The organism is Bradyrhizobium sp. CCBAU 53351, from assembly GCF_015291745.1.
GTDB lineage: Bacteria > Pseudomonadota > Alphaproteobacteria > Rhizobiales > Xanthobacteraceae > Bradyrhizobium.
The window spans coordinates 1,744,971-1,760,463 of the sequence record NZ_CP030059.1 but is presented as its reverse complement, the minus strand read 5'-3'; the positions used below and the strand labels follow the sequence as shown (position 1 = coordinate 1,760,463).

Genomic DNA, 15,493 nt, shown 5'->3' with positions numbered 1-15,493 from the left:
AAAGACACCTTCCGTTTGTGGCGGAAGGTGTCTAGCGCAACGCGGTTGGGGTTTCCACCCCTCACACCTCGATATTTTCCAGCCGGACCGGGAGCTTGCGGATGCGCTGGCCGGTGGCGTGGTAAATCGCATTGCAGATCGCCGCATTGGTGCCGACATTGGCGAGCTCGCCGACGCCCTTTGCGCCGACGGGATTGATGCGGTCATCCTGCTCGGACAGCAAGATGACCTCGACGTCGGCCACATCGGCATTCACGGGCACTAGGTAGTCGGCAAGATTGTCGTTGACGTAGCGGGCATTGCGCTCGTCGATCTCGGTGGCCTCCAGCAGCGCCGACGACATGCCCCAGATCAGTCCGCCCATCAGCTGGCTGCGCGCGGTGCGCGGGTTCATGATGCGGCCTGCAGCGAAGGCGCCGACCAGGCGGGGGCAGCGGATCTCGTGCGTGAAGCGGTTGACGCGCACCTCGACGAACTCCGCTCCGAACGCATAGGCGATCTGATCCTTCATTTGGTGTCCGCCCACGAGCCGCACCTGCCCGCTATGCATGGCGCGGAAGGAATCCAGCGGCGCGCCTTCCGGCTTCCACTCGCCATATTCCTCGACGACGCCGACCCCGAGCGCGTCGAACGCCTTCTCCAGGTCGAGCGGCCGATCGCCCTTTGCTGCCTGCGTGGCCGGCGTCTGGCCGAGGCCGACGGTCTCCTTGGCCTTGTCCGTCAGGCTTTGGCCCGGCATCGCCGCCTTGAACAGGCGCTGCCGGATCTGATCGCACACCATCGTCACCGCCGAGCAGGTGCTGGCCGTGGAGTTCGAGCCTCCGGCAACGGGCGCCGGCGGCAGATCGCTATCCCCGATGAAGACGGCGACCTTCTCCAGCGGCACGCCGAGCCTTTCGGCCGCAGTCTGCGCAATGACGGTATGGGCACCTGTCCCGATCTCGTGGCCGGCGATCTCGACGCGGGTACGGCCGTCGCGCTGCAGCCGGACGCGTGCTGCAGCGGGGCCCATCTGCGTCGGATAGCAGGTTGCGGCACAGCCATAGCCGATCAGCCAGTCCCCGTCCGACATCGATTTCGGCTGCGGCGAGCGCTGCGTCCAGCCGAACGCCTTGGCGGCCTCGTCGAAACAGGCCATCAGCGAGCGCGAGGTGTAGGGCTTGCCACCGATAGGCTCGTTGGTGGTGTCGTTCATACGTCGAAGCTCGACCGGATCCATGTTCAGCTTGACCGCGAGCTCGTCCATTGCGCTTTCCAGCGCAAACAGATACGGCACCTCCGGTGGCGAGCGCATGAAGCCGGGCGTGTTGCGGTCGGCCCGCACGATGGAGACGAGGCTGTCGACATTCGGACAGGCATAGAGCCGCGTCGTCGTCTTGGTGCCGCCGACGCAATAGGCATCGGGCCGAGAGGACACTTCGGCGCCCTCATGTCTGAGCGCGACCAGCTTGCCGTCGCGGCGCGCACCGAGCTTGATCTCGTGGCGGGTCTCTGCACGGTGGGTGGTGATGGTAAAGCCCTGGTCGCGGGTCGGGACCAGCTTGACCGGCCGGTTCAGCCGCCTGGCAATACCGGCGATGATGGCGGTACGCGGCGTCATGGAGCCGCGCGAGCCGAAGCCGCCACCGACATAGGGGTTGACCACGCGCACCTTGTCGGCGTCGATGCCGAGCTGTTCGGCGACCCCATATTTCAGGCCGTAGACGAACTGGCTCGGCTCGTAGATGACGAGCTCGTCGCCCATCCAGGCGCAGCTTGTCGAAAACAGCTCCATCGGATTGTGATGCTGCGCCGGCGTCTCATAGGAAGCGGTCAGCTTGACCTCCGCCTCGTCGAACGCCTTGGCGAAATCGCCGACCTTCGGGTCTTCCTTGAACTGGGCATTCTGCCCCTTCGCAGACGCACTGGTCGTTCCCGGGGAGTCGAAGGTCGCGCTTGGCGTGGCGGCCGTGTAGCTGACCTTGACGCGGTTGGCGGCCTCACGGGCCACCTCGTAGGTTTCGGCAACGACCACCGCAATGATCTGGCCGTCATGGGCGATCTCGGCGGATTTCAGCGGCTGGATCGTCGTGCCCGCATAGCCGCCATTGCTGAAGAGCTTGGAGTCCTTCAACTTCGGTGCGTTCTCGTGGGTGACGATATCGATCACGCCGCGGACGCGCCTGGAGTCATCGAGATCGAAGCTGTCGATCCGTCCCTTGGCGATGGCGCTGGTGACGAGAAACGCATAGGCGGGGTCGGCGAGCGGCATGTCGGACGCATAGGTCGCTCGTCCCGTCACTTTTACGACCCCATCATAGCGCGGCACCGGCTGGCCCATGTTCGTCTTCGGCTCGGGAGCAGCAACGGTCATGATCAGATCTCCATCGTTACGGCTTGCTGGAGCGCGCGTGCCACGACGCGCTTGCCGAGCTCAATCTTGAAGCTGTTGTGCTGCCGCCCCTTGGCGTCCGCGAAGGCGGCATCGGCAACACGCTGCGCCAGGCCGTCGTCGAATCTCTGTCCTTTCAACAGCGCCTCCGCCTCACGCGCCCGCCAGGGCACGGTGGCGACGCCGCCGAGCGCAACGCGCGCGTCCCTGATCATGCCGTCCTGCACGTCGAGCGCGACCGCCGCCGAGGAGAGCGCAAACTCGTAGGACTGCCGGTCGCGCGCCTTGAGATACACCGAACGGGGCCAGCGTCCGGAAATGGAGAACGCCGAGATCAGCTCACCCGGTTGAAGACTGGTCTCGATGTCGGGTGTGCTACCGGGCGCCTTGTGCAGCTGCGCAAATGGCAGGCTGCGGACGCCGGATTTTTCGGTGATTTCGACGGTTGCATCCAGCGCGATCAGGGCCTGCGCGAAATCGCCGGGATAGGTCGCGATGCACTGGTCGGAGACGCCGAGCACCGCGTGCATGCGGTTGACGCCGTCCATGGCGGCACAGCCGGAGCCGGGATTGCGCTTGTTGCAATTCTCATAGGACACATCGCGGAAATAGCTGCAGCGCGTTCGCTGCATCACGTTGCCGCCGAGCGTCGCCATGTTGCGCAACTGGGCGCTGGCGGCGAGCTTCAGGGAATTGGCGATCACCGGGTAATTGCGCTGGATCTCGTCGTGCGCGGCAACATCCGACATCTTCGCGAGCGCGCCGAGACGCAGGCCGTCGCCCTTCGGCTCGATCGCCGACCAGCCGCGCGCGAGCGCATTGATGTCGACGATCGCGGCGGGCCGCATCACGTCGAGCTTCATCAGATCGATCAGCGTGGTGCCGCCGGCCAGCGGCTGCGCCTGGGCCTGGGTCAGCGGACTATTGGCGGCCGCAGCGGCGCTGAGCGCCTGCACGGCAGCGTTCGGGTCCGTTGCCCTTTGATACGTGAACGGTCGCATGCGCCTACCCTTTCATGATCTCGGGCGCGGCCTGCTTCACGGCGGCGACGATGTTGGGATAGGCGGCGCAGCGGCAGATGTTTCCGCTCATATATTCGCGGATGTCGGCCTCGCTGCCCGCATGACCCTCCTTCACGCAGGCAATCGCGGACATGATCTGGCCGGGCGTGCAATAGCCGCACTGGAACGCGTCGTTGTCGATGAAGGCCTGCTGCATCGGATGCAGGCGATCGTCGGTGGCGAGGCTCTCGATCGTCGTGATCTCCTGCCCCTCGGCCGCGAGCGCGAGAGTCAGGCACGACACCACCCGCCGATCGTCGATCAGCACCGTGCAGGCGCCGCATTGGCCGTGATCGCAGCCCTTCTTGCTGCCGGTGAGCTTGAGATGGTCGCGCAGGGCATCGAGCACCGTGGTGCGCGCGTCGATGTGCAGGCGCTTGTCCTTGCCATTGACCCGCAGCGTGACATCGACAGGGAGTGACGGGTCCTGTACCGCGGGGGCCCTGGCCCCCTCTGCGGCCGCGCGCGCCGTGATCGGGACGAGCGCACTGCCGGCCGCGCCGGCCATGAAGGCGCGCCGATCGAATGCTGATTGTTTGGAACTTGATGTGTCGGACATCCAGGCCTCCGCCGCTGATCTCTCGAGGCAGCGCACGCCTGCACCGCTCATCGCCCCTTAACCTGAAGCAATGAGCTCTGTTCCGAACGGAAAAGGGCGATGCAGCAAATGCCGCATCGCCCTTCGTCAACTTTTCCTGATCTCGTGCCCGAGGAACTTGCGCTGGCGATCAATAACCCAAAGCGCAGCCGTCCTTGCGCGGATCGGAACCGCCGGTGAGCGTACCCTTGTCCCAATCGATCCAGATCGCCTGCGCGCCACCGAGCGGGCCGACCACGCTGGTGGTCTTGTGGCCGAGCTTCTTCAGCCCTTCGACGATCGCGGCCGGCACGCCGTCCTCGAGCTGATACTGGCCCTCGTAGTGCAGGCCGCGCGGCATATCGATCGCCTCCTGCACGTCGCAGCCGTAATCGAGGATGTTGGTCAGCACGCGGGTCTGGCCGACCGGCTGGTACTGCCCGCCCATCACCGCGAACGGCATCACGGAGCGGCCGCCCTTGGTGAGCAGGCTCGGCATGATCGTGTGCAGCGGACGCTTGCCGCCTTCGATGCAGTTGGGATGCCCCGGCTGGATGCGGAAGCCGCCGGCGCGGTTCTGGAACAGGACGCCGGTCTTGTTCGAGACGATCGCCGAGCCGAAGGAATGCGCGATCGAGTTGATGAAGGAGCAGACGTTGCGGTCCTTGTCGACGACGGTGATGTAGATCGTCGACGGGTTCATCGGCGGCGCGACATTAGGCAGATCGAGCATGCCGTCCATGCGGATCTTGGCGATGTGCTCGTCGCAGAACTCCTTGGCGAGGATCTTCGCGACCTCGATCTGCATGTGCTCGGGATCGGCGACATGCAGTTCGCGATGCATGTAGGCGATGCGCGCGGCTTCTGCCTCGAGATGGAAGCGCTCGACGCTGAGCGGGGCGAACTTCGTCAGGTCGAACCGCGACAGGATGTTGAGCATCAGCAGCATGGTGAGGCCGGGCCCGTTCGGCGGGCACTGCCAGACGTCGTAACCCTTGTACATGGTGCCGATCGGCGTCGTCGTCTCGGTGGTGTGCGCGGCGAAATCGTCGAGCGTGTGCAGGCCGCCGATCCCGCGCAGGGTCTCGACCATGTCTTCGGCGATCGGGCCCTTGTAGAAGGCATCGCGGCCATCCTTGGCGATCGCGCGCAGGGTCTTGCCGAGCTCGGCCTGGCGGATGACGTCACCGGCCACCGGCGGCTTGCCGCCCGGCAGCAGGTACCGCACCGTGTTGGTGCCGGCCTTCAGCTTCTCGGACTGGTTCTTCCAGTCGAACGCGATGCGGGGCGCGACGACGTAGCCTTCCTCCGCCGCCTTGATCGCGGGCTGGAGCAGCCGGTCGAAGCCGAACTTGCCGTGATCGCGCAAGACGGTGGCGAAGGCATCGACCACGCCGGGGATCGACACCGCATGCGCCGAGGTCAGCGGCACGGAGTTGATCTTGCGTTCGAGATACCAGTCGGCGTTTGCGGCCTTCGGCGCGCGGCCGGAGCCGTTATAGGCGATGATCTTGCCCTCGCCGCGCGGCTGGACCAGTGCGAAGCAGTCACCGCCGATGCCGGTCGATTGCGGCTCGATCACGCCGAGCACGGCCGAGCCGGCCACCGCCGCGTCCACCGCCGTGCCACCCTCGCGCAGCACCTCGATCGCCGCGAGCGAGGCCTGCGGGTGCGAGGTCGCAACCATCGCGTTGGTGGCGTGGACCGTGGACCGGCCGGGAAAATGGAAGTTTCTCATCGAATTTCTTGCTCTCTTGGCCGTGGGCGCAGGTGGCGCGCCATCTCGGAAAAACCGGGTCTACATGACACATTCCCGCCCGCAGGGGCAATGCTGGCATGCCAGTGAAATGGCTGCCATCCGCTGGGCGTATAGACCTTCGGGGCAGGCGGCTCATGCGGGTTTTCCAGGCCGCACGCGCCTGCTAAACGAGCCGCCATGTCTGATCCGAATTCGGTCACCAAGGTCGCCGCCTTCTACCAATTTGCCGCCCTCCCGGATTACCGCGAGCTGCGCCAGCCCCTGCGCGCGTTCTGCGACGGCCTCAAGCTGAAGGGCAGCGTGCTGCTGGCGCAGGAGGGCATCAACGGCACGCTCGCCGGTGCGCCGGGCGCGATCGACGCCCTCGCCCATGAGCTCGTGCACGGCGACATGTTCGGCGGCAGGCTGAACAATCTCGAATTGAAATTCTCGGCTGCCGAAGCGATGCCGTTCGGACGGCTCAAGGTGCGGCTGAAGAAGGAGATCGTCACGCTCGGCGATGCGGCTGCCGATCCGACCCGCCAGGTCGGCACCTATGTCGATGCAAGCGAATGGAACGCCCTGATCTCGGCGCCCGACACGCTGCTGCTCGACACCCGCAACGCCTTCGAGGTGGCGATGGGAACGTTCGAAGGCGCCGTCGACCCCGGCATCGGGAGCTTCGGCCAGTTCAAGGATTTCGCCGCCGAGCGGCTCGATCCGGCCAGGCATCGCAGGATCGCGATGTTCTGCACCGGGGGCATCCGCTGCGAGAAAGCGAGCGCGCATCTGCTCGCGCGCGGCTTTGCCGAGGTCTATCACCTCAAGGGCGGCATTCTCAAATATCTGGAAGAGGTGCCGGAGGCACAGAGCCGCTGGCGCGGCGAATGTTTCGTGTTCGACGAGCGTGTCGCGCTTGGCCATGGCTTGCGCGAACGGAACAAGGACGCAACGCGTGACGAATGACATCAAGACGCTGGGCGAGCGCATCGACACGCTGGAAACACGCATCGCCTATCAGGACGACACGATCGAGACGCTGAACCAGACCATCACGGCGCAGTGGAAGCAGATCGATCTGTTGACGCGGAAGATCGCGGAGCTCGGCGAGCGGCTGCAGGACGCCGAGGCCCATGCGCCGGGACCCGCCAACGAGCCTCCGCCGCATTATTGAGCTGTCCTACTGGCCGGACGCCTTCGGCAGCAGGTTCATGAGCTCGCCGGACATCATCAAGCGGTCGCGGCCGGCGTCCTTGGCGGCGTAGAGCGCCCGGTCGGCCGCTTCAACCAGCGAGGCCACTCCGGCCGTGCGCTCCAGCGCCGGCCGGCAGGTCGCACCGCCGACCGAGACGGTGACGCATCCGGCTCCCTGATTGCTGCTATGACCGAGGCCGGCCTCGTGAATGGCCTGGCGGATCCGTTCGCCGACCTGGGCGCAGCCGGCGGCATCGGTGTTCGGCAGCAGCATGGCGAATTCCTCGCCGCCATAGCGCGCGGCCAGATCGCCGGCGCGCTGCGTCTCGGCGGCGATGATCTTCGCGACCAGGCGCAGGCAGGCATCGCCCGCGGGGTGACCGTATTCGTCGTTATAGGCCTTGAAGTGATCGACATCGATCATCAGCAAAGCGAGGCTGGAGCGGTCGCGATAGGCGCGCGCCCATTCTTCCTTCAACCGATCGTCGAAGCGGCGGCGATTGGCAAGTCCGGTGAGGCTGTCCTCGATCGCCAGCGTCTCGAGCCTGGTTTCCAGCTTCTTGTGCTCGGTGATGTCGCGGGAGATCGCGACCACGCCGTCGACGCGGCCATTGTCCTTGCGCGTCACCCGCATGGTCGATTCCAGCCAGACTTCGCCGTTCTGCCGGTGCGAGTTGCGGTAGATGAGGCGCGCCTCCTCCCGCTCGCCACGCTTCATGGCGTCGACGATGGCCTGGACCTCCGGCAGGTCCTCCGGATTGATGCCTGCCAGCGCCGGCGTGCCGATCAATTGATTGGCGCGCCAGCCGACGACGCGCACGGACGAGGGCGAGACATAGCGCAGCCGCTCGTCGAGCCCGATGCGGGTCACCATGTCGCTGGAGCCTTCGGCGAGCAGGCGGAAATGCGCCTCCTTCTCGACCAGGGCGGCGGCCATGCGCTGGCCGCGCTGCAGTTGCCGCACCAGCACGGCGCCGATGACCGCAATCAGCACCACCAGTGCCATGACGTAGAGCATGCGGGAGATTGCCGCGGCGCGCCAGGGCGCGAGCAGTTCCTCCTTGTCGAGCGTCGCCAGCAGAACCAGCGGATAGCGGCCAGAGCGCTTGAAGGAGCTGACGCGCTCGGCGCCGTCCAGCGGCGACTTGAAATGATAGGCGCCGCTCGGCCGCTGCAGACTGGCGTCGCGGAAGAGCGGAGTGTCGGCGACGCTGCGGCCGACGAACTTATCGTTGCTGGGATTGCGCGCGATGATCAATCCGTCGCCATGCACCAGCGTCGCGGAGCTGTTGCGGCCGATCTCGAACTGCTCGTAGAAGTGCGCGAGATATCCGGAGTTGATGGTCGCGAGCACCACGCCGCCGAAGCTGCCGTCCGGCTTGTTGAAGCGGCGCGACAGCGTGACCACCCATTGGCCCTCGAGGAGGCTCTTCACGGGATGGCCGACATAGGGCTCCCGTTTCGGCGAGAGCTGATGATGGCGGAAGAACGCATCGTCGCTGAGCGTCGAGCCGGTCGTGCCCGGCGAGGTCAGCCAATTGCCTTGGTCGTCGATGATGGCGAGGCTGTGGATGCGCGGGACGGCCTTCTTGCGCGCCTCCAGGACGTTGCCGAGCTTGGCGATGGTGGTGGGACCGGTACCATCCATCTCGAGGCGGCTGACGACGCCGACGACGCCGGAATCGAGGAGATCGAGGCTGTCTTCCGCATGCTGGGTCAGCGAGCGGGCGACGTTCGCCATCTCGGTCTCGGCACCCCTGAGCACCGCATCGCGCGCCGCCCATTCGCGCCAGCCGCTGACGCCGAGGATGGCCACGCAGGTCAGCACGACGAACGCCGCCGCGCGCAGCGGCAGGCGGCTCCATCCAGCTCGTTGGTTAGCAGCGCTCATGCGGCAGAGGTCTCCGATGTTTCGGAACCTCTGCCGCTTCTGTTAGTGAACTCTGAAGTCGCCACCGGGATACCCGGTAATCTGGCCCGGTTCCAGTAGTCCTACGGAGGCCGCAATCGGCGCATTGCTAACAGGATATTAGCAAGCCGATCGGAATCCGGCGTGCCTGCCCGCTAGCTGAAGATCGCCTTGACCTTGTCCCAGAGCGAGGGACTGTCGGCCTCCGCGTCGGCCTTTGAGGGCGTCGGCTGCGCCGCGCTCACGGGATCAGACGCTGGGAAGGTATCCTTCAGCCCGGCGTCGAGCTTGGACTGCCGGTCGGCAGCGAGCGCTTCGTGCAGATCGTCAGCGTGCTTGTCATGCGGCGCGGGATTGAATGTCTCAGCCATGATCTTCCTCCATTGGCTGGTCAACGCGGCCCTGTTGCGCTGGTTCCCCTGTTCCGCTGGGGGCCGAGCCGGTGTATCAGGGGCCATCACCCTGTTCAGGACCGTTCGTGCCCCAATCTGCAAAAATGCCCTTCATCGACGTGCTCTCCGGCCAGCGCCAGAGCATCCCGCCCATGTGGATGATGCGGCAGGCCGGCCGCTATCTGCCGGAATACCGCGAGGTGCGCGCCAAGGCCGGCGGCTTCCTCGATCTCTGCTTCAACCCGGAGCTGGCGGCCGAGGTGACGCTGCAGCCGATCCGCAGGTTCGGCTTCGACGCAGCGATCATCTTCTCGGACATTCTGGTGATCCCCTATGCGCTCGGGCGCTCGGTCCGGTTCGAGGTCGGCGAGGGCCCGCGGCTGGAGCCGCTGGATGATCCCGCCAAGGTCGCAACGCTGGCGCCGCGCGCCGATCTCGGCAAGCTCGCGCCGGTGTTCGAGGCGCTCAAGCTCGTGCGCAGCGCGCTCGACCCCAAGACCGCGCTGATCGGCTTCTGCGGCGCGCCGTGGACGGTCGCGACCTACATGGTCGCCGGCCAGGGCACGCCCGACCAGGGGCCGGCACGGATGATGGCCTACCGGCATCCGGAGGCATTTGCTGAGATCATCGACGTGCTGGTCGAGAGCTCGATCGAGTATCTGCTCGCGCAACTCGCAGCCGGCGCCAATGCCCTGCAGATCTTCGACACCTGGGCCGGCGTGCTGCCGCCGGCCGAATTCGCGCGTTGGTCGGTCGAGCCGACGCGGCGCATCGTCGAGGGCGTGCGGGCCAAGGTGCCGGATGCCAAGATCATCGGCTTCCCGCGTGGCGCCGGCGCGCTGCTGCCGGGTTACGTCGAGGCAACCGGCGTCAATGCGGTCAGCATCGACTGGACCGCGGAGCCGGCCTTCATCCGTGAGCGCGTGCAGAGCAAGGTCGCGGTGCAAGGCAATCTCGATCCGCTGGTGCTGATCACGGGCGGCGCCGCGCTCGATCGCGCGGTCGACGACGTGCTGGCCAATTTTGCGCCAGGGCGCTTCATCTTCAATCTCGGCCACGGCATCCAGCCGGAGACGCCGATCGCCCATGTCGAGCAGATGATCAAGCGCGTGCGGGGCTAGCTCCGCCCCGCCCCCGAGGGGGCGGACTTAAAAACGCGAAAACAACCCCATGCACAGTAGACAAGTCGTTGAAAAGGCTGGGCTGCCATGAGGCGGCTTGGACGCGCTTTTGACGCGTCGGGCAAAACAGGCGCGGCGTTTCGCAGCGAGGCTCAGCGCGGCCGGCTGCGCTCGATGATCTCGGCGGCGCCCTTGGTCAGCAGATCGAGACCCACCGCACGGCCGAGCTCGCGCGGGCGATTGGCCGGGCCTTGGCGCGAAGCCTCGATGATGGTGTTGCCGGAGATGTCGAGCACGGATGCGGTGAGCGACATCTGATCGCCTGATATGGTCGAGAAGCCCGCCACCGGCGAATTGCAGTGGCCGTTCAGCACCCACAACACCTCGCGCTCGGCATCCGCAGAGGCATGCGCGGCGGGATCGTCGATCGATGACAGGATTTGTCGCGTCTGCCAGTCCTGCGCCGCGCATTCGACGGCGACGATGCCCTGCCCCGCGGCGGGCAGCATCTCCGCGGCCGTGAATTCGTAGGCGAGGCGATGAGAAAGGCCGACACGATCGAGTCCGGAACGCGCCATGATCAGTGCATCTGCCGGTCCGACCTCACCGCCGTCAGGCAGCCGCTGCTTCGTCTGATTGTCGAGCTTTCGCACGCGCGTGTCGGCGGCACCGCGGAAATGAATGATCTCCGCTTCTGGAAATAACCGTCGGGCATACGCCGCCCGCCGCACGGCGTTGGTGCCGATCTTGAATCCCTTGCCACCGAATTGGCGGAAGGCATCGAGCGAAACTCCATCACGCAGCACCAGCGCGTCACTGGACGGATCGCGCGACAGCGTGGCACCGATGACGAGGCCCGGCGTGTCCTCGTTGCCCGGCATGTCCTTCAGCGAGTGCATCGCCGCCTGCAATTCGCCCGAGAGCACGGCGGCCCGGATCTGCGCCACGAAGGCGCCGCCCTTGCCGCCATGCGGCAGCAGCTTGCTGATCTGGTCGGTATCGCCCGTGGTGTCGAACTTGACGATCTCGACGTCGAGACCGGGCACGGCGGCGGTCAGGCGGCGCGCGATCTCTTCCGTCTGTGCCAGCGCCATCGCGCTCTTGCGTGTGCCGATCTTCAATCGCGTAGCCAAGTCCTGTCCTTTCGAGAGGCGTTCGTTTTGAGCATGATCTTATCGGAAAACCGGTCCCCACTTTGCGCTAACGCGGCCCTCCGGGTCCGGATCATGCTCTACCGCGCATCCTCCAATATCATGTCGGAGGCCTTTTCGGCGATCATGATGATCGGCGCGTTGGTGTTTCCCGACACGAGGTCCGGCATGATCGAGCCGTCGACGACCCGGATGCCTTCGAGCCCCCTCACCTTCAACCGCTGATCGACCACCGCGAGCGCGTCGTTGCCCATACGACAGGTCGAGGTCGGATGGTAGATGGTGCTGCCGCGCTCGCGGCAATAATCCAGAATTTCGGCATCCGTGGATACCTTCGTGCCGGGATCGTATTCGCTGACCACGAACGGCTTCAGGGCCGGCGCATTCAGGATCCTGCGCAGGATCTTGATGCCCTCGACATTGGTGGTGCGGTCGGTCTCGGTCGACATGTAGTTGATGCGAATTTCCGGCGGCGCCGCAGGGTCGGCACTCCGGATGCGCAGGGAACCGCGACTCTCGGGGCGGAGCTGGCACACCGAGGCCGTAAAACCGGAGAAGTCGTGCAGTTTCTCGCCCATCTTGTCGGTCGAGAACGGCAGGAAGTGCACCTGGATGTCGGGCGAGGCGAGGCGCGGATTGGTCTTGAAGAACGCGCCCGCGGTGCCGGCCGCGATCGTCAGCCAGCCCTTCCGGAACAGCGCATAGCGCGCGCCGGCGAGTGTGCGGCGGAGCGGATGGTTGACCGTGTCGTTCAGCGTGATCTTCTGCGAGCAGCGCATGACGATGCGGACCTGCATGTGGTCCTGGAGATCGTGGCCGACGCCCGGCGCGTCCAGCACGACGTCGATGCCGTGCTTGCGCAGGAGATCGGCGGGACCGACGCCGGAGAGCTGGAGCAGCTGCGGCGAATTGTAGGCGCCGCTCGACAGCACGATCTCTCTTCGCACGCGGGCGCGACGGATTCGCGCGCCTTGCCGATATTCGACGCCAACGGCGCGGCGGCCCTCGAACAGCACGCGCTGGCCGAGCGCCTCGGTCTCAATCCTGAGATTGCCGCGTGCCTTGGCGGGGCCGAGATAAGCGACCGAGGTCGAGGCGCGGCGGCCGTTGCGCGTCGTGGTCTGGAACAGGCCGACGCCTTCCTGCGTGGCACCGTTGAAGTCGGGGTTATAGGGCAGACCGGTCTCGACCGCGGCGTCGATGAAGGCTTTCGACAGCGGGTCAGTCACCACCATGTTGGAGACCGGCAGCGGACCGCCCGTGCCGTGATACTGATCGGCGCCGCGCGACTGTTTCTCGGCCTTCTTGAAGTAGGGCAGCACGTCGTCATAGCCCCAGCCGGTATTGCCGAGCTGGCGCCAGCGATCGTAATCCTCGTGCTGGCCGCGGACATAGAGCAGACCGTTGATCGAGCTCGAGCCGCCCAGCGTCTTGCCGCGCGGCTGGAACACCTGGCGGCCCTTCAGCTCCGGCTCGGGCTCGGTCTGGTACATCCAGTTGACGGTCTTCTCCTTGAAGAGCTTGCCGTAGCCGAGCGGCACATGGATCCAGATGTTGGAATCCTTCGGCCCGGCCTCGAGCAGCAGCACGCTGTGCTTGCCGTTCGCGGAAAGCCGGTTGGCGAGCACGCAGCCGGCGGAGCCTGCGCCGACGATAATGTAGTCGAACTCAGGGTCGGACGGCGTGAGGGAGGAGTTTGCGTTCATGCGCTACGGTTCTTCTTGTTGTGAGGGCGTTTCCATTTCGTCACTAGCACGATCATGGCTTGGCGCGCAGCGCCTCGACCAGCGACTTGAACGCACGGGCATATTCCGCGCCCGCTCTTGCGATATCGGCCCGGCCGGCGCAGGCGACGGCGGCTTCGGTCACCGCGCCGAGCAGCAGCCGCGCCAGTGGCTCGACCGGCTGCTTTGCAATGAGACCGGCCTCCATCGCCGCCGCCAGCGCGCGCGGCATCTTGCCGCCAAAGTGTCTTGCGTCGATCTCGCGCCAGCGCTCCCAGCCGAGCACCGCCGGGCCGTCGCGCAAAATGATCTGGCCGGTCGGTCCCTTCGCGGTGGCGGCGAAGTAATGCTGAGTGCCGGCGACCATCGCGGCCAGCACATCCTTCTCCGCGCGCGCGGCACCGTCGATCTCGACGACGAGGTCGCGCGAGACCTCGTCGAACACGGCTTCGAACACCGCCTCCTTGGTCTTGAAGTGATGATAGACCGCGCCCTTGGCGATGCGGGCTGCCTCAGCGATCTCGTCCATGGTGGTAGCGGCAAAGCCTTGCGTCCCGAACAGGCGGCGTGCCGCCGTCAGGATCGCCTCCGATGTCGCCGCCCGCCGTTCCGCCTGCTTGGCCATGGGTCTCGTCTAATCCAATCGTAGGCGGGCCGCCAGTTGACTTTTCGACCATCGGTCGGTATTTACCGACCATCAGTCGGTTTTATCACAGGATGCATCATGCCGAGCCGTGACATCGTCGAAGCTTTTGCCAAGCGCCTGGAGGACGGAGATTTCGTCGGCGCGATCGAGCACTTTTATACGCCCGACGCCGCGACCTACGAGAACAACGCCGCCCCGACCGTCGGGCGGGAAAATTTGGTCGCGAAGGAGCGCGGCGTGCTGGCCGCGACCAAGGAGGTCAAGGCCGTTCGCGTCGGACCGAGCCTGATCGAGGGAGACCATGTCGCGACCCGCTGGACCTTCAGCTTCACGAATGCCGAAGGCGTCACACGAACGCTGGACGAGATCGCATGGCAGACCTGGCGCGGCGACAAGCTGATCGAGGAGCGGTTCTACTACGATCCGAAGCAGCTGGGGCGCTGAGCAGGATCGGACCTACCGGTACACCAGGACCACGACCATGCCGACCAGAGGCGCAAGAAACCGAACGGCCTGCCACCGAGATCCGTCGATCGACCAGCGTCCGTAGACGATGGTGCCGCAATGCTGGGAGGGCGAGCCCGGTTGATCCCGAAACGCCTTCCAGCGCGCCTCGGCAGGCCCGAGAAAATCTTCCGGCTTGACCGTCATGTCGGCGCTGTTCAGCACCACCTGCATCATCTCGCCTTTCGGCTGGAACATGGCTTCGGCCCCGGGTGGCGCGAAAAAGCTGCGCTTCGGAGCGATGTGCCGCTCATGGAAATCCCGACCGACCGTGACGGCCGCGGCATATGGACTTACGAACGGCACGCCCGAGATGCCGGGAACGACGAGATGGCCCACCCCACGCACCTCCTGCCAGGGAATGAAGAGACCCTTGAGCCACGGCCTATGAAACCGGATGCCCGCGGCAGACATCGAGACGACTGCCCGATCCGCATAGAGGTGCCGGTAAGCTGAGAACAGGATCCATCCGAAACCCAGATAGAGCAACATCCAGCCGAAGACGTTCAGCGATGGATTGACGAGGTGGCTCCAGTAGAGACCGCGCATGACGCCGACATAGCTGGAGCGGCCATTTGGTCCACCGACCAACACGCTGATGAAACCGATCAGGCCGGAAACGACGATCAGGACAAGGACGCCGATCAACAATTCAAGAAGCAATGGCAGGCCGGACCGTCCGATCAGCGTCGTCAGTGCATAGGCTGCGAACGCCAGACCCAGGAGAGCAAGATAGACGGCGGCCAAAACCGCTCCGCTCTGGGCGCGGCTCTCGGCGTGGAGGGCAATCGCAAGCCCGGCGACGCAGGCCCACATGGCCCAGGGAAGGCGGTCCATCCGCCATTTATCCATCGTGTATTCGACCGTCGCCGAAACATCGGCGGAAGGCTCGCTCATGGCCAGGCCCTCGGGATCGCAAATGCATCCGTTGCCGACGCGGCGCACGGGAGCCTCGTCGATGCACGAAACGTATCACGCCGAAAAGCGGCGGCGTACTGGATGCCCCGCTTTCGCGGAGCATGACAGCGGGAATTGGCGCCACCATTCCCCTCCCATCCCGCATTTGTATCGATTTGTTATCGATACCCTCGCTTGAACACGCAGA

Annotated in this window: 14 protein-coding genes; 4 read left to right on the top strand and 10 right to left on the bottom strand. The window is 65.5% G+C overall.

Translation table 11 applies throughout. From position 1 onward, the window contains the following. Positions 1–61: 61 nt before the first annotated feature. From XH83_RS08280 to ggt, 4 genes are all read right to left on the bottom strand, one after another. Positions 62–2,353: a xanthine dehydrogenase family protein molybdopterin-binding subunit gene (locus XH83_RS08280; RefSeq protein ID WP_194406527.1), complete on the bottom strand. Its 2,292-nt coding sequence runs from the start codon at positions 2,351–2,353 to the stop codon at positions 62–64. Between the two features lie 2 nt (positions 2,354–2,355). Continuing rightward, positions 2,356–3,372, bottom strand: a complete 1,017-nt coding sequence (locus XH83_RS08275; RefSeq protein WP_194406526.1) for a xanthine dehydrogenase family protein subunit M — start codon at positions 3,370–3,372, stop codon at positions 2,356–2,358. Positions 3,373–3,376: 4 nt separating this feature from the next. Beyond that, positions 3,377–3,940 (bottom strand): (2Fe-2S)-binding protein, encoded by a 564-nt coding sequence (locus XH83_RS08270; protein WP_194408200.1) that lies wholly within the window; start codon positions 3,938–3,940, stop codon positions 3,377–3,379. A gap of 220 nt (positions 3,941–4,160) precedes the next feature. After that, positions 4,161–5,747 (bottom strand): gamma-glutamyltransferase, encoded by a 1,587-nt coding sequence (ggt, locus tag XH83_RS08265; RefSeq protein WP_194406525.1) that lies wholly within the window; start codon positions 5,745–5,747, stop codon positions 4,161–4,163. Between the two features lie 198 nt (positions 5,748–5,945). Here ggt and XH83_RS08260 point away from each other — a divergent pair, with 198 nt between their 5' ends. After that, on the top strand, positions 5,946–6,713 hold the full coding sequence (locus XH83_RS08260) for a rhodanese-related sulfurtransferase (RefSeq protein ID WP_194406524.1): 768 nt from the start codon (positions 5,946–5,948) through the stop codon (positions 6,711–6,713). Continuing rightward, entirely contained in the window at positions 6,703–6,921 is a 219-nt protein-coding gene (locus tag XH83_RS08255; protein WP_194406523.1) for a SlyX family protein, read from the top strand. Before XH83_RS08260 ends, XH83_RS08255 begins: the two co-directional genes overlap by 11 nt. A 6-nt stretch (positions 6,922–6,927) precedes the next feature. On the opposite strand, the gene XH83_RS08250 is transcribed toward XH83_RS08255, so the two are convergent. Both XH83_RS08250 and XH83_RS08245 read right to left on the bottom strand, forming a co-directional pair. Then, a complete protein-coding gene (locus XH83_RS08250) occupies positions 6,928–8,832 on the bottom strand; it encodes a diguanylate cyclase (RefSeq protein WP_194406522.1) in 1,905 nt (634 codons plus the stop codon). Positions 8,833–9,005: 173 nt separating this feature from the next. Continuing rightward, a complete protein-coding gene (locus tag XH83_RS08245) occupies positions 9,006–9,221 on the bottom strand; it encodes a hypothetical protein (RefSeq protein WP_194406521.1) in 216 nt (71 codons plus the stop codon). 107 nt (positions 9,222–9,328) lie between these two features. Between XH83_RS08245 and hemE the strand changes: the two genes are divergently transcribed. Continuing rightward, on the top strand, positions 9,329–10,363 hold the full coding sequence (hemE, locus tag XH83_RS08240; protein WP_194406520.1) for a uroporphyrinogen decarboxylase: 1,035 nt from the start codon (positions 9,329–9,331) through the stop codon (positions 10,361–10,363). A gap of 152 nt (positions 10,364–10,515) precedes the next feature. On the opposite strand, the gene hemC is transcribed toward hemE, so the two are convergent. The 3 genes from hemC to XH83_RS08225 form a co-directional block, all read right to left on the bottom strand. Beyond that, a complete protein-coding gene (gene hemC, locus XH83_RS08235) occupies positions 10,516–11,496 on the bottom strand; it encodes a hydroxymethylbilane synthase (protein WP_194406519.1) in 981 nt (326 codons plus the stop codon). A 98-nt stretch (positions 11,497–11,594) separates the two neighbouring features. Continuing rightward, a complete protein-coding gene (locus XH83_RS08230) occupies positions 11,595–13,220 on the bottom strand; it encodes a GMC family oxidoreductase (protein WP_194406518.1) in 1,626 nt (541 codons plus the stop codon). A gap of 52 nt (positions 13,221–13,272) precedes the next feature. After that, positions 13,273–13,863, bottom strand: a complete 591-nt coding sequence (locus XH83_RS08225) for a TetR/AcrR family transcriptional regulator (protein ID WP_194406517.1) — start codon at positions 13,861–13,863, stop codon at positions 13,273–13,275. A 99-nt stretch (positions 13,864–13,962) separates the two neighbouring features. Here XH83_RS08225 and XH83_RS08220 point away from each other — a divergent pair, with 99 nt between their 5' ends. Beyond that, positions 13,963–14,328, top strand: coding sequence for a nuclear transport factor 2 family protein (locus XH83_RS08220; RefSeq protein WP_194406516.1), 366 nt, complete (start codon positions 13,963–13,965; stop codon positions 14,326–14,328). Positions 14,329–14,340: 12 nt separating this feature from the next. On the opposite strand, the gene XH83_RS08215 is transcribed toward XH83_RS08220, so the two are convergent. Further along, the gene (locus XH83_RS08215; RefSeq protein ID WP_194406515.1) at positions 14,341–15,285 is read right to left on the bottom strand and encodes a hypothetical protein; all 945 of its coding nucleotides are present in this window, start codon (positions 15,283–15,285) and stop codon (positions 14,341–14,343) included. Positions 15,286–15,493 lie beyond the last annotated feature (208 nt).

Bases quoted from the DNA above. Each gene is read 5' to 3' on its own strand.
- XH83_RS08280 (WP_194406527.1), bottom strand. From the start codon at position 2,353: ATGACCGTTGCTGCTCCCGAGCCGAAGACGAACATGGGCCAGCCGGTG.
- XH83_RS08275 (WP_194406526.1), bottom strand. From the start codon at position 3,372: ATGCGACCGTTCACGTATCAAAGGGCAACGGACCCGAACGCTGCCGTG.
- XH83_RS08270 (WP_194408200.1), bottom strand. From the start codon at position 3,940: ATGGCCGGCGCGGCCGGCAGTGCGCTCGTCCCGATCACGGCGCGCGCG.
- ggt (WP_194406525.1), bottom strand. From the start codon at position 5,747: ATGAGAAACTTCCATTTTCCCGGCCGGTCCACGGTCCACGCCACCAAC.
- XH83_RS08260 (WP_194406524.1), top strand. From the start codon at position 5,946: ATGTCTGATCCGAATTCGGTCACCAAGGTCGCCGCCTTCTACCAATTT.
- XH83_RS08250 (WP_194406522.1), bottom strand. From the start codon at position 8,832: ATGAGCGCTGCTAACCAACGAGCTGGATGGAGCCGCCTGCCGCTGCGC.
- XH83_RS08245 (WP_194406521.1), bottom strand. From the start codon at position 9,221: ATGGCTGAGACATTCAATCCCGCGCCGCATGACAAGCACGCTGACGAT.
- XH83_RS08230 (WP_194406518.1), bottom strand. From the start codon at position 13,220: ATGAACGCAAACTCCTCCCTCACGCCGTCCGACCCTGAGTTCGACTAC.
- XH83_RS08225 (WP_194406517.1), bottom strand. From the start codon at position 13,863: ATGGCCAAGCAGGCGGAACGGCGGGCGGCGACATCGGAGGCGATCCTG.
- XH83_RS08220 (WP_194406516.1), top strand. From the start codon at position 13,963: ATGCCGAGCCGTGACATCGTCGAAGCTTTTGCCAAGCGCCTGGAGGAC.
- XH83_RS08215 (WP_194406515.1), bottom strand. From the start codon at position 15,285: ATGAGCGAGCCTTCCGCCGATGTTTCGGCGACGGTCGAATACACGATG.